We start from the raw sequence: 18,261 nt of genomic DNA on the forward strand, positions 1-18,261 counted from the left end.
TCTTGCTTATTTTGCTTTCTGCTGCAGCCCGGCGCTGGCCGAGAAACGCGTCGCGCTCGTGATGGGCAATTCCGTGTACAAGAACACGCTGCGGCTCACCAATCCGGTGAACGATGCTGCCCTGATCGGCGACATGTTCAAGAAGGCCGGCTTCGATGCGGTCGACGTCAAAACAGACCTGAACGCCTCCGAGATGCGGCGGGCGCTCCGTGAGTTTGCCGGAAGGGTCCGCGACGCCGACATGGCGGTGATCTATTACGCCGGCCACGGCATCGAGCTCGACGGCACCAACTACCTGATCCCGACCGATGCCGCTCTTGAGACCGACGCCGACGTCTACGACGAGGCTTTGCCGATCGATCGCGTGCTGGTGAGCATCGAGCCTGCCAAACAGCTTCGGCTCGTCATCCTCGATGCGTGTCGCGACAACCCCTTCGCCAAGACGATGAAGCGGACGGTCGCCTCTCGGGCGATTGGCCGCGGGCTCGCCAAGGTCGAGCCGACCAGCCCCAACACCATGATCGCCTTCGCGGCCAAGGCCGGATCGACGGCGTCCGACGGAGATTCCAGAAACAGCCCGTTCGCCACGGCGCTTGCAGACCACCTTCCAAAGCCCGGGCTGGACCTGCGCAAGGCGTTCGGCTTCGTGCGCGACGATGTGCTGAGGAGCACCGCGAACAAGCAGGAACCCTTCGTGTATGGCTCGCTGGGCGGCGATGACGTGCCGCTGGTTCCTGCCAAGCCGGCCGCAACCGGTCCGCAGGCAAATCCGCAGTCTGAGCTCAGGCGCGACTATGAACTCGCGCTTCAGCTCGGCACGCGGGATGGCTGGGAAGCATTCCTGGCGCAATATCCGGAGGGCTTCTACGCGAATCTGGCCAAGGGCCAGCTGAACAAGATCGGCGCCGAAGAGACGCGCGGCAGCTGAACAAAAGGCCAGAACGGCCGAGCAGGAAAAGGCGCGGCTGATTGCCGAGCGCGCCCAGAAGGCCGAGCAGGAGAAGGCGGCCGCGGCGGCCAAGGCCGCCGAAGAGGCGCGGATCGCGGCGGAAAAGAAAAAGGAGATCGAGCAGGCGAGGGCTGAAGCGGCCGAACGCGAGCGCAAGGTGGCCGAGGCGGCGGCCGCGAAAGCGCTGGCCGAGAAGCAGGCCGCGGAGAAGGTCAAGGCCGAGCTCGCCGCGAAGCAGGCCGCCGAGAAGGCGGAGCAGGCCGCAAGGCCGGCGGCCGATCGGCAGATGCCCGAGGCCGAGCAAAAACTTGCGACGCTTTCGCCCGCGCCGACATCGACATTGTCGGCGGCCGATCTGACGAAGTCGGTGCAAAGCGAATTGCGCCGCGTCGGCTGCCTGTCCGGCGCCGCGGAGGGCGACTGGAGCGCGGCATCACAGCGCTCGCTGGCACTGTTCAACAAATACGCCGGCACCCAGTTCGACGCGAAACTTGCGAGCGTCGACGCACTCGATGCGCTCAAGGCGAAGCCGGGACGAGTTTGTCCGCTGGTGTGCAATTTCGGCTTCAAGGCCGACGGCGATCAATGCGTGAAGATCACCTGCCGCGCCGGCTATCGCGTCGGCGACGACAACGAGTGCGAGAAGATCCAGGAGAAGAAGCCGGTCGCGACACGCGAGGATTCGAGGAAGCGCGACCAAGGCCGGAAGGAAGCGGAATCTGCTGCCCCAAAGTCGCAAGCCTCGGGACAGATGATCTGCACTTCTACTGGATGCAGGCCGGTTTCCAAGGGGTGTCGCATTGAGCGAGATCCAAGGCCGGGTAGCGCCGGCATGTCACAAGTGGAGGTGTGCCATTGAACGGTAGCAGGAGGGGAGGCTAACGACACTTTTTTCGTTCTGTGCGTCTGACTGGTTCTATTCCGCGCATCACGGTCCGCGGGTGATTGCGTGAATATCATTCGATCTGTTTGTGCATTGATGTTTGCAGCTTTCTTCGCCTGCGCGCCCGCGCAGGCCGAGAAGCGCGTTGCGCTCGTCATCGGCAATTCCGCCTATAAGAGCGCGCCGGCACCGCTGATGCGAGCTCAGTGATGGCTGGCCGGACCAGAGAAGTCCGCGATTGAGGTGAGGGCGGACCGCGAGGCTTGCATGCCTCGCCGCAAGCGCGCATCATCCCCCAAAAAACTGGGGGGAAATCGATGCGTCAGTTCTCTCGCCGCCGTCACCTTCAGCAATTGTCGGGCGTGTTCGGATCTGCCGCGCTGTCCGGGTGGTCGAGGTCCGCATGGGCTTCAGAGGCGGAGATTCCGCTGGAAGGTATCGGCAAGGGCATCCAGCACATCTCCTACAGCGACATCGGCGGCCGGCTTGACAGCGTGCAGGTGATGTTCAATCGGCAACACGTCTATGTCGGGCACATGTTCAGCGACGGCGTGACGATCCTGGATGCGACGGATCCGCGCGCGCTGAAGCCGGTCAGTTTCTTCACCGCGGGGCAATACACCCGCACCCACCATTTGCAGGCGGCAGAAGACCTGCTGCTGGTTGCGAACGGCGCCAACATCGTCGCGATGCAGTCCTACGACAACATGCGCGGCTATTTCGAGAACACGCTGGTCGACAGCATCACCAAGGCGAAGAAATTCCGCTGCGGCCTCTCGATCCACGACATCTCGAAGCCGAACGAGATGCGCGAGATCGCGTTCCTCGAAATGCCCGGCTTCGGCATCAACCGGCTATGGTGGCCGGGTGGCCGCTATGCCTATGTGTCGGCGCATTTCGACGGGTTCACCGACCACATCCTGTGCGTGGTCGATCTCAAGACCATCACGAAGCCGGAGATCGTCGCGAAATGGTGGCTGCCGGGCATGAACCGCGCGGCCGGCGAGCCGGCGACGCCCAAGGGCAAGCGCTTTGCGCTGCATCACATGATCACGGCGGGTGATCGCGGCTATGCCGCCTGGCGCGATGGCGGCTTCACCATCCACGACATCAGCGATCCCGCAAATCCAAAGCTGTTGTCCCACATCAACTGGTCGCCTCCCTTCGCCGGCGGCACGCATACGCCGCTGCCGCTGCCCAAGAGACAGCTCGCGATCGTCGCAGACGAAGCCAATGCGGAGAAATGCGCCAAGGGCCTGTTCCACACATTCGTTCTCGACGTGCGCGCGCCGGAGAATCCGGTGCCGATCGCAACCCTGCCGACCCCGCGCGACCGTGATTTCTGCACGAACGGCACCTTCGGCCCGCATAATCTGCACGAGAACCGTCCGGGCTCGTTCCAGAGCGAGGAGACGATTTTCGCGACCTACAACAATGCCGGCGTCAGGGTGTTCGACGTCAAGGACGCCTTCGCACCGAAGGAGGTCGCGTACTGGGTGCCGCCGACGCCGAAGAAGCTCGTCGACCCGCGCCCGAACATCGGGCTCGCAGCTAAGACCTGCGACGCCTATGTCCGGCCCGACGGGCTGATGTTCGTCTCCGACTGGAACGCCGGCATGCACGTGCTGCAATATCAGGGATGAGGTGGCTACCCGCGGATCGCCGCATTGGCCCTTTCGGCAGCACCCGTCATCGCATCCTTCGCCGATTTCGCGCCGTTGACCACTTCATTCACGCCGATCATGAAGGCGTCCAGGATCAGTCTCGACTGCGGATGGAAAAGAACTGCCTTGGCGCGGTCGACGTCGGCATTCTGCAAGTTTGTCAGCGCCGCCTCGGCGGCCTGCGGGCCGAACGCCTTCTTGAAGCCCTCGCTCGACCAAGCCGACACGCGTGTCGTCGCCAGCCCCGCTGCGGCGGTCCGCAGCGAGGTCGCCTTGCTCGTCGCCCAGAGCAGGAACAGGAAAGCCGCCCGCTTGTTTCGAGATCTGGAATTGATGCACGCCTGCCAATGCGACATGAAGGGGACGGGTCCGCGACCGGCGAGATGCGGAAAAGTTGCAAACCCGGCCTGGTTGGCGACACGGCTTTTCGCGGGATTGGAGATGTCGGTCGCGAAGTTGCTGCTGTCGATCGCCATGGCCGTCCGCCCCTGCAGGAAGTCGTCCAGCACGTGGTACCATTCGTAGCTGCCGACGCCGGCGGGCCCGGCCTGACCGAGCAACTGTCCGTACATCTCGATGGCCGCGATCCCCTCCGGGCTCGCGAAAGCGACCCTGTTGTGCTCGACCATGGCCCCGCCGTAGGAGAACAGGAAGCCCATGGCCGGTGGGGAGGAATTGCCGCTGGCCTGAGCCCGCATCGCGATCCCCGACATCCCGTTGGTCTTGACCGCCTTGGCGGTGACGAGCAGCTCCTCAAAAGTCTGGGGAACCGGCAGGTCCTTGGCCGCCAGCGCATCGCTGTTGATGAACAGGGTCATTGCCTCCGAGGTAATCGGGACGGCGTACCGTTCGCCGTCCGACCACAGCGGGAAGGCTCGGGCCGTCTTGAGCAGGTCGCTCTCGTCATACCAGGCGGGGTCGGTCAGCGACCTCTGGGAATAATACCCGTTCAGCGGCTCCACCCATCCGTTCGAGATACCCTGGCCATAGGTCGTGAACATGAAGACGTCGGGCGTGCTACTGCCGCGAGCGAGCCTGATCGGCAGCGCGCCGAGGTAGCTGGTCTCCAGCTGGAAATCGATGGTGACGTTGATGCCGGTGAGTATGGTGAACTCCGGCAACAGCGGCGTGATCGCATTCGACCACGGATGGATCGCGCCCGAAAGCGCGATCGTCTGTCCCGCAAATTGCTTCCAGTCGATCGCGGCGTTGGCGTAAGCCGCAGCGGTATCCTCGGCAAAGCTCCAGCGCGGCAGCGCGGTCAGGCTCGCGCCAGCCGCCCCCAGTCCCTTGATGAAACTGCGCCGGCTCGCCGGATGGCTCAGTGAGTTTTCACCCTGTGCCATGATGATGCTCCTTGAATCGACCAAGGGCATTCATCCATAGCACACGCACGGGGCCGCAGCCCTGCGACATCACGGCCTTCACGCCTGGCGTACCCGATGAATGTCGGGTTCCCGACCTCCCTATCCGTGCTATTGTCCTATCATGCTCTGGCGTCGGCACCAGAACACGCGCGGTCACACGAGCATCGAAGACCCACGGCCAATGTCCGTTCCTGTTCGGGCCCTGCCTCTGCGATGGTTTGCTCGTCCGCTGATCCTTGCGGTCGCAGTGCTTGTGACCCTGTTTGCCGCGACCAGCTTCCTCGGCCTGCAATATTGGCAGGAGCGGCAAGCAGCTCATCACTTCATCGAACATAGCCGCCAGGTCCTCGAAACGCTCGATCGACTGCGGGCGATCGTCGCGGAACTGGAGACTGAAAGGCGCGGGTATCTCATGACCCTCGACCCCGCCTATCTCAAGGCCTACGGCGTCTCCGACGAAAGCGTGCGGCGGGAGGCTCAGGCGCTGCAGATGTTGGTCGCGGACGATCCGTTGCAGGGCCTTCGGGCCGGGCATCTGGCGCTGACCGTTACAGCCACGCTGCGCGAGATTGACGAGCTGCTGAAGACGGCCGGTACCTCCGGGCTCGCCGCGCTGGCAATGATCCGCAGCATGGACGAGATCCGCTCGCAAATCGACCAGATGGTGGATCACGAGCGCTTTCGGCTCGCCGGCCGGGAGGCGCGCGCCGAAGCATTCGAGCAACGCTGGACCTGGCTGATCGCCGGCGCCGTTGTCCTCGTCGTCGCGCTGGCCGCAGCGGCGCTGGCGCTCGCGCGGCTCGAAGCGAAACGGCGGAGAGAGGCGACCGAGGAGAACATCCAGCTCCAGAGTGATCTTGCAGCACGGGATATCAAGATCAGACGCCTGTTCGATGCCAACATCATCGGCATCATCATCTGGGAAGTCGAGGGGCGCATTCTCGAGGCCAACGATGCATTCCTGCGCATCGTGGGATACGACCGGGAAGATCTCAACGCAGGGCGCCTGCATCGGACCGACCTCACGCCGCCGGAATGGCGCGCCCGCGACGTGCAAACCGTGGCGGAACTGAAGCGGGTCGGGACGGCCCAGCCATTCGAGAAGGAGTATGTGCGGAAGGACGGAAGCCGTGTGCCGGTGCTGATCGGCGGGACCATGTTCGGAGCAGGTACGGAGAATGGCGTCGGCTTTGTCCTCGATCTGACGCCGCTCAAGCGCGCGGAAGCCGAAGGCCGCGAACACGAGCGGCGCTACCGTGAAGCGCTGATGGAGCTCGCGCACGCCAATCGCGTCACCACGATGGGGCAACTAACCGCTTCGATCGCCCACGAAGTCAACCAGCCGATCGCCGCGATCGTGGCGAACGCCGAGGCCGGGGTGAATTGGTTGGAGGCTCAACCGCCAAATCTGGAGCGGGTTCGACAGACGCTCGACTGGATCACAAAGGACGGCATGCGAGCCGGCGATATCATCGGCCGGATCCGGGCGCTGATCAGGAACGCGCCCCCGCAAAAGGAGACTCTGGAGATCAACCAGGCGGTGCTTGAGGTCATCGCGCTGACACGCAGCGAAGCGTTCAAGAACGGCGTGTCGGTGCGAACGCAATTTGCCGAGGGCTTGCCGCCGGTTCAGGCCGATCGGGTTCAACTTCAGCAAGTGGTGCTCAACCTGATCGTCAACGCGATCGAGGCGATGGCCGCGGTCGGCGAGGGGGGACGGGAGTTGGTGATCAGCACCGGTCGGGATGCATCGGACGGCGTCCACGTCACCTTGCGGGATTCCGGTCCGGGGCTGGATACGAAGAACGTGGACCGCCTGTTCGAAGCGTTCTACACCACCAAGCCCACGGGCATGGGGATGGGTCTCGCGATCTGCCGCTCGATCATCGAGGCGCATGGCGGGCGGATGTGGGCCGGTGCAAACGAGCCGCGGGGCGCCTTCTTTCAGTTCACCCTGCCTCTCGCGTCAGACGAGATCGCATCTCGCCCGCTGGAGGCGGATGAGCCGACGGAGCAACGCTCCGCGGCCCGATGACGGGCTCCGCGCAGCCCGGTCCTTTGCGCGAATGTTGCCTGCTGCGAAGCCGGCCTTAACCCGCCGGCATCCTCGTCTCGATCAAGCGCACCCAGAACGAGGCGCCGTGGCCGAGGATGTTGTCGTTGAAGACATAGGACGGGTGGTGGCATTCGTTGCCGTCGCCCATGCCGACCAGCACCATGGCACCGGGACGCGCCTCCAGCATGAAGGAGAAGTCCTCGGCGCCCATCATCGGGATGAACTTGTCGTTGACGCGCTCGGCGCCGACGATGTCGCGGGCGACGTCGGCGGCAATCCCGGCCTCGCGCGCATGGTTCATCGTCACCGGGTACATCCGTGTGTATTTCGTCTCCGCCGAGCCGCCATAGGCGCGCGCGACGCTCTCTGCGACCTCGCCGATGCGGCGTTCGACCAGATCGCGCACCTCGGGATCGAGCGTGCGCACGGTGCCGCCGAGCTCTGCGACCTCCGGGATGATGTTGAAGGCGGTGCCGGAGTGGAATTGCGTGATCGAGATGACGGCGGATTTGAGCGGATCGATGTTGCGCGCGACGATCGATTGCAGCGCATTGACGATCTGCGAGCCGATCAGCACGCTGTCGACCGATTTGTGCGGACCCGCGCCGGCGTGACCGCCCTTGCCATGGACCGTGATCTGGATGTTGTCGGAGGAGGCGAGCATCGCGCCGGGCGTGGTGGCGAAATGGCCTTCGGGCAGGCCCGGCATGTTGTGCATGCCGTAGACCTCCTGGATGTTCCAGCGCGTCATCAGGCCGTCCTCGACCATGGCCTTGCCGCCGCCGCCGCCTTCCTCGGCGGGCTGGAAGATCACGATCGCGGTGCCGTCGAAATTGCGGGTCTCGGCGAGATATTTTGCGGAGGTCCGGTCCTGCACGGCAAATGGCAGTCTTGTGTTGGCGCCGTGCCCAGCAGCATCGCGGTGTGACCGTCATGGCCGCAGGCGTGCATCTTGCCGGGGACCTTGGAGGCATATGGCACGCCCGAGGTTTCCGTGATCGGCAGCGCGTCCATGTCGGCGCGCAGGCCGATGGTCTTGCCGGAGGCCGATTTGCGGCCGCGGATCACGCCGACGACGCCGGTGCGGCCGATGCCCGTCACCACCTCGTCGCAGCCGAACTCGCGCAAGCGATCGGCGACGATGCCGGCTGTACGGTGGACCTCGTAGAGCAGCTCCGGGTTCTCGTGGAAGTCATGGCGCCAGGCGGCCATTTCGTCGGAGAGGGCGGCGATGCGGTTGACGATGGGCATGAGGGGGATCCGTTTCTTTTGGGTTCTCTCGTCATCCCGGGGCGATGCGTCGCATCGAACCCGGAATCTGGAGGTCGTCGCGCGAGATTCCGGTTTCACGCTTCGCGTGCCCCGGAATGACGAGAATAATCAGCTCTCGCCGAACACGCGCTTGAAGATCGTGTCGACGTGCTTGAGGTGATAGCCGAGGTCGAACTGCTCCTCGATCTCGGCGTCGGTGAGATATTTCTTCACCTCGGCGTCCTGCTTCAGGAGCTGGAGGAAGTCGCCTTCGCCGCGCCAGACCGGCATGGCGTTGCGCTGCACCAGCTTGTAGGCGTCCTCGCGGCTCGCGCCCTTCTGCGTCAGCGCCAGGAGCACGCGCTGCGAATGCACGAGGCCGCCGAGGCGGTCGAGATTCTTCTGCATGTTGGCGGGATAGACCAGCAGCTTGTCGATCAGGCCGGCAAGGCGCACCAGCGCGAAGTCGAGCGTCACGGTCGCGTCCGGACCCATCATGCGCTCGGCGGAGGAGTGCGAGATGTCGCGCTCGTGCCAGAGCACGACGTTCTCCAGCGCTGGCGTCACATAGGCGCGCACCATGCGGGAGAGGCCGGTGAGGTTTTCGGACAGCACCGGGTTGCGCTTGTGCGGCATGGCGGAAGAGCCCTTCTGCCCCTCGGAGAAGAACTCTTCGGCCTCCAGCACCTCGGTGCGCTGCATGTGGCGGATCTCGACCGCGATGCGCTCGACCGAGGAGGCGATCACGCCAAGGGTCGAGAAATACATCGCGTGGCGGTCGCGCGGGATCACCTGGGTCGAGATCGGCTCGGGCACGAGACCCATGGCTTTTGCAACGTGCTCTTCGACCCGCGGATCGATCTGCGCGAAGGTGCCGACGGCGCCGGAGATGGCGCAGGTCGCGACCTCCTTCCGCGCCGCGATCAGGCGTTCCTTGGCGCGCGAGAATTCGGCGTAGGCATAGGCGAGCTTGAGGCCGAAGGTCACGGGCTCTGCGTGGATGCCGTGGCTGCGGCCGATGGTCGGCGTCATCTTGTGCTCGAAGGCGCGCTTCTTCAGGGCAGCCAACACCTTGTCGAGGTCGGCGAGCAGCAGGTCGGCGGCGCGGGTGAGCTGGACGTTGAGGCAGGTGTCGAGCACGTCCGAGGAGGTCATGCCCTGATGCACGAAGCGCGCCTCGGGGCCGACGATCTCGGCGAGGTGGGTGAGGAAGGCGATGACGTCGTGCTTGGTCTCGCGCTCGATCTCGTCGATGCGGGCGACGTCGAAGGTGGCGTTCTTGGCCTTCGCCCAGACCGTCCTGGCGGCCTCCTTGGGAATGGTGCCGAGCTCGGCCAGGGCGTCCGCCGCATGCGCCTCGATCTCGAACCAGATCTTGAACCGGGTCTGCGGCTCCCAGATCGAGGCCATTTCCGGACGGGTATAGCGGGGGATCATCTGACGGCTCCAGCAAAGGTGGGCGGGCGGCCCTGAGGGGCGGCACCGGCCAAAATGTTTTTTACGCCGTGATTTAACAGAGCGGGGAGGGCGAAACAAACGGCGGAGGCAAGGTAACGGGGGATGACCACCGGACCCGCCCGCCGGGCGGGGGGCAAAAAAAGTAACTGTCAATCACGGATCATTGACTGACAGATATTGAAATCTGTCATCGAGACGTGTATATCCGTTCCCGGACGCTCCGATTGGGCGTCCCGCGGCTACCCCCGGAGGCCCTGAGGTCCGAAACAAATGCGGATCGAGGGACGAAATTGAAGAGAGGGGACCGTGGACGAATGGAGACTTACGACAATGACGACCGAAATCATCAATTTGACCGGGACGATTGGGCATTGGCTCAATTTACTGGTGGCGCGCCAGATCGCGGCGCAGGCTGCAAAACTGCCTCATTGAGGCGAGAGCATTCCGAACGACCGGCAAGGGCGCTTCGGAAGCAGCGCCATCGCCGGATAAATGAACCCCGAGCGGGAACATGGTGCTGGCATGAATGAAGCCGTTGTCTTGACGCCGGAGCGGATCCTCGAAGTCACCGAGGACGTGCTCAGGCGCTACGGGCTTGCCAAGGCCACCGTGGTCGACGTTGCCCGTGCGCTCGATGTGAGCCACGGCAGCGTCTATCGCCATTTCCCGAGCAAGGCCTCGCTGCGCGAGGCCGTTGCCAAGCGCTGGCTTGACCGGATCGACGCGCCGTTGCTCCAGATCGCCAGGGAGGAAGGGCCCGCGCCGGTGCGGCTCGACCGCTGGCTGCGCACGCTGTTCGCCGCCAAGCGTTCGCGTGTGCTCGACGATCCCGAGATGTTCGAGACCTATCTCACGCTGGCGCGCGAGGCCTGCGCAGCCGTCAAATGTCACAAGGACACCATGATCGACCAGATCGCGGCGATCCTGACCGACGGCGTGAAGCAGGGCGTATTCGCTGTGGACGACGTCAAGGCCACCGCGCGCGCGATCTTCGATGCCACCGTCCGCTTCCACCATCCGGCCCATGCCGACGAGTGGAAGGACGCCGATCTGCCCGCGCGCGTCGATGCAACGCTCGCGCTGCTGCTGCGCGGGTTGAAGGCGGCATAGACCGCGACGCCTAACTCACCCTCTTGCCTTGTGAAGAAGCGCGCCCTCGCGAACGGAGGGCGAGGCAGTTGCGTGCCTGCGCGGGTGAAGCGCGCCGTTGGCTGCTGGAACGACCGGCGGGCTCTCCGGATACGCATTGACCGCGATTTCGACGACATCCTTTGACCGCTTTCGCAGGCGGTAGAATGTCAGTTCCTGTTCGAGCATGGGGCAGTGGAAGTGGACGACGGCCGTATCGGGCAAGCGGCAAAGTTCGTCGATAAGCTCGCCTACGGTGATGATCGGGGGATGGTCGATTGCCTTGTGATGAGCCTTACTCATGGCGATTCCTCCACTACTACTAACCGGAGCTGGATGGCCTCCGTTCCATCCCGCTCAGCAGATTCAAGAACAACACGTCGCTTGAGGAATCCGGCAGCCCCGCTGCTAGATCTTCGTCAGCCCGCAACTCGCCGCCAGCCGCACGAGCTGCGCATCGGTGCGCGCGCCGGTCTTGGTCTTGATCAGATAGTGATAATTCTGCACCGTCTTGACGCTGAGATTGAGATGCGTCGCGATCTGCTCGGTGGTGGCGCCGCCGGCGAACTGGCGCAGGATCTCGATCTCGCGTTCGCCCAGTTGATCCAGCACTGAGCCGGTCGGCGACAGGCTGTCGTCGGCCAGGATATGCGCGATGTCGTCACTCATGGCGCGCTCGCCGCGGGCGACGCTGCGGATTGCATTCACGACCGCGGACGGCTCGCTGCTCTTGGTGACGAAGCCGGAGGCGCCGGCGCTGAAGGCGGCCTTCACCAGCACGGCCTCGTTGTGCATGGTGAAGACGAGGATCCGCGCCCGCGGGCTGCGGGCGCGGATGTTGCGGATCGCCTCCAGCCCGCTGGCACCGGGCATCGAGATATCGAGCACGACGACATCAGGATCGTGCGCCTTGAAGGCGCCGTAGGCATCCGCGGCGTTGTCGGCTTCCGCCACGACATGGAGGTCACCCTGGCTTTCCAGCACCCGCCGGTAGCCCTGCCGGACGATGGGGTGGTCGTCGACCAGCAGCACGGAGATGCCTGTTGCCGCAACCTCGCTCATCTCGGCCTCACGCGGCGAGCGGGATGGTGGCGGCGACGCTGAGGCCGCCTCTGGCCGGCAGGATCGACAGCGACCCGCCGGCGGCTGCGACGCGCTCGCGGATGCCGGTGAGGCCGAAGCCCGCCGACCGCGCCACGCGTTCCGCATCGCCGCCGCCGTCGTCCTCGACCCGGATCAGCAGCGCGTCGTCCTCGCCGGCGCGCCGCTCGACGCGCAACGAGATCTCGCGTGCCGCGCCGTGACGCAGCGCATTGGTCAGGCATTCCTGGGCGACGCGATAGGCGGTGGTGGCGGCCGGGCCGCTGATGTCGGTAAGATCTCCCCTCAGATCGAGCTGGATGGTCGGCCGCGCCGCGCTCTGCGAGCGCCAGCTGTCGACGAGATTGACGAGGCTCGCCTCCAGCCCGAGCTCCTCGGGCAGGGGATTGCGCAGCCGCTTCAGCGCATCGCGAGTGAGGCCATCAGATGATGGGTCGCCTGCGAGATCATCCTTGCGTCCTGCGCGATGCCGTCTTCCCTGTTCTGCTTCGCGCTCGCCGTCTCGATGGTGTCGGCGAAAGCGAGGATGGCCGCGAGGTTTTGCCCGAATTCGTCGTGCAGCTCGCGGGCGAGGGCGCGGCGTTCGTCGTCGCGGATCTCGATCAGCCGCCGCGTCAGCGCCGCGCGCTGTTCGGTGGCTTCTTCCAGCCGGGTGCCGAGCTCGCTGACGGCGCCCCCGATCATTGCAAGCTCCATCGAGCGGAAGCGCGGCAGCTTGGTGCGATAATGGCCGCGCGCCATGCGCTGGAGCGCGGTGACGATCGCGCGTGCCGGCGCCAGCGTATGCGCGATCGCAAGCGACGCCAGCAGCGCAATCGCCGTCGCCATCAGCAGCGCGACGTCGATGACGTTGAGGATGTATTCCCAGGCGAGCGAGATCGCGGCCGCGGCATCGGGCGTCGCAACCACCGTGCCGGCGGCCGCGGCGCGCGGACTGACCGGCCGCACCACCTCGGCGTGGCTGCCGAGGAAGATCGGCACGATCGATGCGAACCAGCGCGGCGGCGCCTTGCCTAGCCCCTCGCTCTGGCCGCACAGCGGCTTTTCGAATGCGGCGGCGGGCTGGAACTCGACGCAGACGCCGGGCGAGATCAGTTTCATCGTGTCCAGCGTGCGCCACTCCGGAACCGGCAGCAGATGTTCGCGCGCCCTGCTGCTGCGCAGCAACAGCTCGTGCCAGTACAGCGCCTGAAGTGCCTGCGCGACCCGCTGCGCCGAGGCCGCAGTCGCCCGGTCGACGCTGCGATAGGCGTCGAACGTGGCCCATACGGTCGCCGCGCCCAGGCAGAGCGCCACAATGAGAAGCAGACGGGCGACAAGCTGAAGCACGAGGCGCATGCGATCACCCCAAAGTTTGGTAAGGTCAGCCTAACAACGCCGCCGCGCCTTGCCAATCGCAGGGTTTGGGCCGGATTGCAGCTCGGGCAAATTTCCCAAGCCGGATTGGGCATGGGTCTTTGGACCGGGCGTGGCGGCTTTGATCTAATCGGGGTGGAATCGTTGCAGGACAATCCTGCAAGCCGGGAGCGGTGCAGCATGAGTTCGATGACGATTGGACCGATCGCAGGGTCTGCTGCCGACCCATCCGAGCGCAGCGCGCTCCTGTTCTGGATGATCTTCACCGGGCTGTGGATCTTCGCCGTCGTGCTGTTGTGGCGCTTCGGCCTGATCCACCTGATGCTGACCTCGGACCGGACCTACATTTCCAGCGTGATCGCGCTGCTCTATGTCCTCACCTGCGGCCATTGCTTCCTGCGCACGCGGACGATCGCGCGGGAGGGGGCGGCGGCGCGGCGCTGCAGGGCGGCGCTCGCGGCGCCCGGCGGCAGCAAGCTGCTCGATGCGAGCGCGACGGCTCTGCCGCGCGGACTGGTGCGCGATCATATCGACAGCCTGGTCACCAAGGCCGCCGCGCAGGATTACCGGCCGGTTGACCAGACGCTGTTGCTGCGGACGCTGGCCGACCGCCTGCGCGGCTCCAACGGCTTCGGCGCCTTCGTCTCGGACACGCTGATGAAGCTCGGCCTGCTCGGTACCATTATCGGCTTCATCATCATGCTGGCGCCGATCGCCGGGCTGGATGCCGCCGACAAGGTCGCGATGCGGTCCTCGATGGGGCTGATGAGCGACGGCATGGCGGTTGCAATGTACACGACGCTGGCGGGCCTCGTCGGCTCGATCCTGGTCCGCATCCAGTACTACATGCTGGACGCCGCGACCCAGCGGGTGTTCTCGGATGCGGTGGTGCTGACCGAGACGTACGTGACGCCGGTGCTGGAACGCAAGGGCGCCGGAATCCCGTCATGATGGACGATTTCGGTCTCTATCCGCGCGAGGAGCCGTTCGATCCCCTGGGCGTGATGCTGTTCAAGGCGCTCCAGGTGATCGCGTTCCTGTTCTTCCTGGCGCTGCTTGCGGTCTCGCCAGATGCGAAGGACGGCAAGATCGACTCCAAGGCCGAGTTCATGATCACGCTGGACTGGCCGGACAATCACCCTGACGATCTCGACCTGTTCGTGCAGGATCCGGCCGGCAACATCGCCTGGTATCGCCATCGCGAGGCCGGCTTCCTCACGCTCGACCGCGACGATCGCGGCGGGGCCAACGATTTCATCATCGTCAACGGCAAGAAGATCGCTTCGCCCATCCGCGAGGAGATCGTCACCGTGCGCGGCATCGTTGCCGGCGAATACACCGTCAACGTCTCCCACTTCGTGGCCACGACCGGCGAGCCTGTGACGGCCAATGTGAAGGTGCAGAAGCTCAATCCGACCGCGCAGGTCATTTTCGACAACAAGTTCACGCTCGACCACACCGGCGACGAGAAGACCGCGGTGCGGTTCCGGCTCGATGCGGAAGGCAAGGTCGTCAATGTGGACCAGCGGCCGAAATCGCTGCTGGAGACGTTCCGCAGCAGCTGGCGCAACGGCGCCGACGTCGATGCGAAGACCGGTGTGAGGATACGCCGTGAGTAACCTGCAGACGGTCATCCTCACGCTGTCGGTCGCCTATGCCGTCATCGGCGCGCTGCTGCTGGCCGTGCTGGTCTATGCGCGGCTGCACTGGGCGCTGAAGGCGGTCGCGGTGGTCGTGACCAGCGCTTTCTACGTCGTCAGCTTCACCGAAATGCGCGGGCTGCTCGGCTGGGCCAGCGCCGACCGGCTGCCTGCTGCCTTCAAGCTGCTCCAGGCCCGCATCGTCGAGCCGCATTCGCTGGAGGGCGATCCAGGCTCGATCTATCTCTGGGTCGAGCAGCTCGACGAGGACAATCGTCCGAGCGGCATCCCCCGGGCCTTCCGCGTGCCCTATGACGACCGGCTGGCCAACAAGACCCACGCGGCGCAGAACGAGATCGCGGCCGGGCATCCGCAGGGCGGCCGCGCCGCGGATTTCGGCGGTGGCGAGGGCAGCCTGATCGACATGGTCCGGGAGTATGTGACGCCCAAGACCATCCTCGAGACCAGCGGGGGCGATTCCTCGACCGGCGAGTTCAACGCCCCGCCGGCCGGTGCGCAGGGCGCGGTATTCACGCCGCTGCCGCCGCCCCGGATGCCGCCGAAGGACGAGCAATAGACCCTTGACCATCGCGGCGGGGGCACGCTGGAAAACGGCCCCGCGCTGGCGCATCTTCTTGACGTCCCTCAATTTGGCCTTATCGGCTTTCGATAAGAACCTGAGGGTGGAGGGTGCGTGCTTCTCGCTGTCTTTTCGGATATCCACGGCAACCGACAGGCGTTCGAGGCTTGCCTGAAGGTTGCCCGTGCGAAGGGCGCAGAGCGGTTCATCCTGCTCGGCGACTTCGTCGGCTATGGCGCCGATCCGGAATGGGTCGTGGATACCGCGATGGAGCTCGTCGCCGGGGGCGCCGTGGCCGTGCGCGGCAATCACGACCAGGCGGTCAATTCCTCGGCCGAGACCATGAATGCCGAGGCGCAGATCGCGATCGAATGGACCCGCGGCCGGCTTGATGCCGCGCAGCGCCGGTTCCTGGCCGAATTGCCAATGCTGGTGGCGGACAGCGACCGGCTGTTCGTGCATTCGGAAGCCTCCAGTCCCCAGCGCTGGCACTACGTCCGCTCGACGGCGGATGCCGCCAAGAGCCTGATCGCGACGCCCGCCCATGTCACGTTCTGTGGTCACATTCATCGTCCGGCGCTCTATTCGATGTCGGTGACGGCGAAGATGACGAGCTTCGTGCCGAAGACCGACGTCCCGGTGCAGCTTTTGCGCGGACGGCAATGGCTCGCCGTGCTCGGCTCGGTCGGCCAGCCCCGCGACAGCGATCCATCCGCATCCTTCGTGCTGTTCGACACGGTCTCGTGCCAGATCACCTATTGCCGCGTGCCCTATGACATCGCGAGCGCGGCGAACAAGATCCGCGAGAACGGCCTGCCGCCCTGGCTCGCCGACCGGCTGTCGCAGGGACGCTAGAGGCCGATGCCGAAACCCCTGGTCAAATCAGGCGCGGAGATCGACGGCTACACCATCGGCGAATGCGTCCATGCCGGCGGCATGGCGACGCTGTGGACCGTTACCCATCCCGGCATCGACGTCCCGCTGCTGATGAAAATTCCGCGGGTGTCGGAGGGTGAGGACGCCGCCGCGATCGTCTCCTTCGAGATGGAGATGATGATCCTGCCGCGGCTCGCGGGCCCGCACGTGCCCTCGTGTTTCGGCACCGGCGATTTCGCCCACCAGGCCTATGTCGTGATCGAGCGCATCCCCGGGACCACGCTCTACAAGCGGCTGGCCGACCTGCCGCTGCCATACGAGGAGGCGCGGCTGCTGGTTGCGAAGATCGCGACCGCGCTCGCCGATCTGCACCGGCAGAACGTGATCCATCACGACATCAAGCCGAGCAGCATCATGTTCCGCGAGAGCGGCGAGGCGGTGCTGATCGACTACGGCCTGTCGCACCACAACCATCTGCCCGATCTCCTGCAGGAGGAGTTCCGCCTGCCTTACGGCACCGCGCCCTACATGGCGCCGGAGCGGCTCCTGGGCGTGCGCGACGATCCGCGCAGCGACCTGTTCTCGCTCGGCGTGCTGCTCTATTTCTTCACGATCGGCGAGCGGCCGTTCGGCGAGGGCGAGACGCTGCGCGCGATGCGGCGCCGGCTGTGGCGCGATCCGCATCCGCCGCGCGCACTGCGCGCCGACTATCCCCCCTGGCTCCAGGAGGTGGTGTTGCGGTGTCTCGAGATCGAGCCGGTGCGGCGCTATCCGACGGCGTCCCAGCTCGCCTTCGATCTGACCCATCCGGACCAGGTCAGGCTCACGACACGCTCGGAACGGATGAAGCGCGACCCCCTCGGCGTCGCCTGGCGGCGCCGCTTCAACCAGGGCGTCATGCAGCCGCGCGCGAAATCGGATGTCGCAGCCCAGATCGCATCGAGCCCGATCCTCGCGGTCGCGCTCGACACGGCGGAAGGCGCGCCCGAGCTGAACGAGGCGCTGCGCGTCACCGCCGAGCGCATTCTCGCCACGCTGCCCTCGGCGCGGCTTGCCTGCCTCAACGTCCTGAAGCTCAACCGCATCGCGATCGACCGGACGCTGGACGAGCAGGGCTCCAACAAGCATATCGACCGGCTGGTGGCGCTCCGGCATTGGGCCACGCCGCTGAAGCTGGACGAGAGCCGGCTGTCGGCTCATGTGCTGGAGGCGGTCGATCCGGCCGCTGCGATCCTGGAATTCGCCGAGGTCAACCACGTCGACCACGTCATCATCGGGGCGCGGCAGGGCTCATTCAGGCGCACGCTGCTCGGCAGCGTCTCGGCCAAGGTGGCCGCGGAAGCGGCCTGCACCGTCACCGTGGTGCGGCCGCCGCGAATGGCGGGTGATGAGGCCGATGCCGGCGAGGCGGCGGGATAGGCGCGCCCGGCGTCGCCGAGAAGAGATCAGGCCGCGTGGGCGGTATGGCCGGTGCGCCTGCGGCGGATGGGCCAGGAGAATTGCGGACCGGGCTCGCCGTGATCCGCGCTGCCGCCGAAATACTGGATGATCTCGCGGCAGGGCTCGCAATTGAACAGGTTACGCGACGCGGATGCCTTGGTCATTTCCTTCAGGCAGTTCGGGCAATGCGGTTTCATGGATTTGATCCGGAAAGGAGGTTCTCAGTGTCGGCGCTGCGAGGGCAACGAATGGTCGAGCTCCGAATTGTCGAGCTCGGCATCGTCATCCATGGCGCCGTCGGCGCGCTCGAGGCGGCCGAAGAAATAATCGAGGCTCGGATGCGGGCGACGCGGAATCCGGCACCTGCGCTTCGGCTGACATTTTACGACCGCGATCTGCATGGACGTCAGCCCCGGCGATGAAGGCGATGGACGCGAGCGGAACGTGCCGCAACCTTCTCCGGTCCGACCGTTGGGCCAAACACCACAAATGCACTGAAACCAAGCCACAAC

General features: G+C 65.3%; 14 protein-coding genes and 3 pseudogenes. 9 read left to right on the forward strand and 8 right to left on the reverse strand.

The genetic code is table 11. From position 1 onward, the window contains the following. Window positions 1-61 precede the first annotated feature (61 nt). Window positions 62-1,808 (forward strand): annotated as a pseudogene (locus ACFLEY_RS15555) (caspase domain-containing protein). Between the two features lie 341 nt (window positions 1,809-2,149). After that, window positions 2,150-3,475: an LVIVD repeat-containing protein gene (locus ACFLEY_RS15560; protein WP_060908130.1), complete on the forward strand. Its 1,326-nt coding sequence runs from the start codon at window positions 2,150-2,152 to the stop codon at window positions 3,473-3,475. 5 nt (window positions 3,476-3,480) lie between these two features. On the opposite strand, the gene ACFLEY_RS15565 is transcribed toward ACFLEY_RS15560, so the two are convergent. Then, entirely contained in the window at window positions 3,481-4,842 is a 1,362-nt protein-coding gene (locus ACFLEY_RS15565; RefSeq protein ID WP_060908129.1) for an ABC transporter substrate-binding protein, read from the reverse strand. Between the two features lie 202 nt (window positions 4,843-5,044). On the opposite strand from ACFLEY_RS15565, the gene ACFLEY_RS15570 reads away from it, so the two are divergent. Then, complete coding sequence (locus tag ACFLEY_RS15570; RefSeq protein ID WP_211434282.1) at window positions 5,045-6,898, forward strand: ATP-binding protein; 1,854 nt, start codon at window positions 5,045-5,047, stop codon at window positions 6,896-6,898. A gap of 55 nt (window positions 6,899-6,953) precedes the next feature. Here the strand turns inward: ACFLEY_RS15570 and ACFLEY_RS15575 are convergent. Together ACFLEY_RS15575 and purB are read right to left on the reverse strand one after the other, a co-directional pair. Continuing rightward, window positions 6,954-8,170 (reverse strand): annotated as a pseudogene (locus tag ACFLEY_RS15575) (M20 aminoacylase family protein). Between the two features lie 129 nt (window positions 8,171-8,299). Beyond that, a complete protein-coding gene (gene purB / locus ACFLEY_RS15580; protein WP_060908128.1) occupies window positions 8,300-9,607 on the reverse strand; it encodes an adenylosuccinate lyase in 1,308 nt (435 codons plus the stop codon). Between the two features lie 543 nt (window positions 9,608-10,150). Here purB and ACFLEY_RS15585 point away from each other — a divergent pair. After that, a complete protein-coding gene (locus ACFLEY_RS15585) occupies window positions 10,151-10,738 on the forward strand; it encodes a TetR family transcriptional regulator (protein WP_028173393.1) in 588 nt (195 codons plus the stop codon). A 15-nt stretch (window positions 10,739-10,753) separates the two neighbouring features. On the opposite strand, the gene ACFLEY_RS15590 is transcribed toward ACFLEY_RS15585, so the two are convergent. The 3 genes and pseudogenes from ACFLEY_RS15590 to ACFLEY_RS15600 all read right to left on the reverse strand — a co-directional run bounded on the left by ACFLEY_RS15590 (window position 10,754) and on the right by ACFLEY_RS15600 (window position 13,195). After that, window positions 10,754-11,059, reverse strand: coding sequence for a hypothetical protein (locus tag ACFLEY_RS15590; protein ID WP_038967604.1), 306 nt, complete (start codon window positions 11,057-11,059; stop codon window positions 10,754-10,756). Between the two features lie 105 nt (window positions 11,060-11,164). Further along, complete coding sequence (locus ACFLEY_RS15595) at window positions 11,165-11,818, reverse strand: response regulator transcription factor (RefSeq protein WP_011088434.1); 654 nt, start codon at window positions 11,816-11,818, stop codon at window positions 11,165-11,167. A gap of 7 nt (window positions 11,819-11,825) precedes the next feature. Next, a pseudogene (locus ACFLEY_RS15600) lies at window positions 11,826-13,195 on the reverse strand (histidine kinase). A gap of 198 nt (window positions 13,196-13,393) precedes the next feature. Between ACFLEY_RS15600 and ACFLEY_RS15605 the strand changes: the two are divergent. The 5 genes from ACFLEY_RS15605 to ACFLEY_RS15625 all read left to right on the forward strand — a co-directional run bounded on the left by ACFLEY_RS15605 (window position 13,394) and on the right by ACFLEY_RS15625 (window position 17,728). Next, a complete protein-coding gene (locus tag ACFLEY_RS15605) occupies window positions 13,394-14,164 on the forward strand; it encodes a MotA/TolQ/ExbB proton channel family protein (protein WP_060908126.1) in 771 nt (256 codons plus the stop codon). Beyond that, complete coding sequence (locus tag ACFLEY_RS15610) at window positions 14,161-14,832, forward strand: hypothetical protein (RefSeq protein WP_011088431.1); 672 nt, start codon at window positions 14,161-14,163, stop codon at window positions 14,830-14,832. The genes ACFLEY_RS15605 and ACFLEY_RS15610 overlap by 4 nt, the downstream gene beginning before the upstream one ends. Further along, the gene (locus ACFLEY_RS15615) at window positions 14,825-15,430 is read left to right on the forward strand and encodes a hypothetical protein (RefSeq protein WP_396604683.1); all 606 of its coding nucleotides are present in this window, start codon (window positions 14,825-14,827) and stop codon (window positions 15,428-15,430) included. Before ACFLEY_RS15610 ends, ACFLEY_RS15615 begins: the two co-directional genes overlap by 8 nt. A 117-nt stretch (window positions 15,431-15,547) precedes the next feature. After that, window positions 15,548-16,288: a metallophosphoesterase gene (locus tag ACFLEY_RS15620; RefSeq protein WP_011088429.1), complete on the forward strand. Its 741-nt coding sequence runs from the start codon at window positions 15,548-15,550 to the stop codon at window positions 16,286-16,288. Window positions 16,289-16,294: 6 nt separating this feature from the next. After that, window positions 16,295-17,728 (forward strand): serine/threonine protein kinase, encoded by a 1,434-nt coding sequence (locus tag ACFLEY_RS15625; protein WP_396604684.1) that lies wholly within the window; start codon window positions 16,295-16,297, stop codon window positions 17,726-17,728. Window positions 17,729-17,754: 26 nt separating this feature from the next. Here ACFLEY_RS15625 and ACFLEY_RS15630 read toward each other — a convergent pair whose 3' ends face one another. Beyond that, the gene (locus ACFLEY_RS15630) at window positions 17,755-17,946 is read right to left on the reverse strand and encodes a hypothetical protein (RefSeq protein WP_028173398.1); all 192 of its coding nucleotides are present in this window, start codon (window positions 17,944-17,946) and stop codon (window positions 17,755-17,757) included. A 24-nt stretch (window positions 17,947-17,970) separates the two neighbouring features. After that, on the reverse strand, window positions 17,971-18,150 hold the full coding sequence (locus ACFLEY_RS15635; protein WP_028173399.1) for a hypothetical protein: 180 nt from the start codon (window positions 18,148-18,150) through the stop codon (window positions 17,971-17,973). Between the last annotated feature and the right edge of the window lie 111 nt (window positions 18,151-18,261).

Source organism: Bradyrhizobium sp. YCK136 (genome assembly GCF_044570075.1).
GTDB lineage: Bacteria > Pseudomonadota > Alphaproteobacteria > Rhizobiales > Xanthobacteraceae > Bradyrhizobium > Bradyrhizobium diazoefficiens.

Excerpts from the sequence above, each read along its gene's own strand:
- ACFLEY_RS15610 (WP_011088431.1), top strand. The coding sequence starts at position 14,161 with ATGATGGACGATTTCGGTCTCTATCCGCGCGAGGAGCCGTTCGATCCC.
- purB (WP_060908128.1), bottom strand. The coding sequence starts at position 9,607 with ATGATCCCCCGCTATACCCGTCCGGAAATGGCCTCGATCTGGGAGCCG.
- ACFLEY_RS15625 (WP_396604684.1), top strand. The coding sequence starts at position 16,295 with ATGCCGAAACCCCTGGTCAAATCAGGCGCGGAGATCGACGGCTACACC.
- ACFLEY_RS15570 (WP_211434282.1), top strand. The coding sequence starts at position 5,045 with ATGTCCGTTCCTGTTCGGGCCCTGCCTCTGCGATGGTTTGCTCGTCCG.
- ACFLEY_RS15635 (WP_028173399.1), bottom strand. The coding sequence starts at position 18,150 with ATGCAGATCGCGGTCGTAAAATGTCAGCCGAAGCGCAGGTGCCGGATT.
- ACFLEY_RS15605 (WP_060908126.1), top strand. The coding sequence starts at position 13,394 with ATGAGTTCGATGACGATTGGACCGATCGCAGGGTCTGCTGCCGACCCA.
- ACFLEY_RS15560 (WP_060908130.1), top strand. The coding sequence starts at position 2,150 with ATGCGTCAGTTCTCTCGCCGCCGTCACCTTCAGCAATTGTCGGGCGTG.
- ACFLEY_RS15595 (WP_011088434.1), bottom strand. The coding sequence starts at position 11,818 with ATGAGCGAGGTTGCGGCAACAGGCATCTCCGTGCTGCTGGTCGACGAC.
- ACFLEY_RS15565 (WP_060908129.1), bottom strand. The coding sequence starts at position 4,842 with ATGGCACAGGGTGAAAACTCACTGAGCCATCCGGCGAGCCGGCGCAGT.
- ACFLEY_RS15590 (WP_038967604.1), bottom strand. The coding sequence starts at position 11,059 with ATGAGTAAGGCTCATCACAAGGCAATCGACCATCCCCCGATCATCACC.
- ACFLEY_RS15585 (WP_028173393.1), top strand. The coding sequence starts at position 10,151 with ATGAATGAAGCCGTTGTCTTGACGCCGGAGCGGATCCTCGAAGTCACC.
- ACFLEY_RS15630 (WP_028173398.1), bottom strand. The coding sequence starts at position 17,946 with ATGAAACCGCATTGCCCGAACTGCCTGAAGGAAATGACCAAGGCATCC.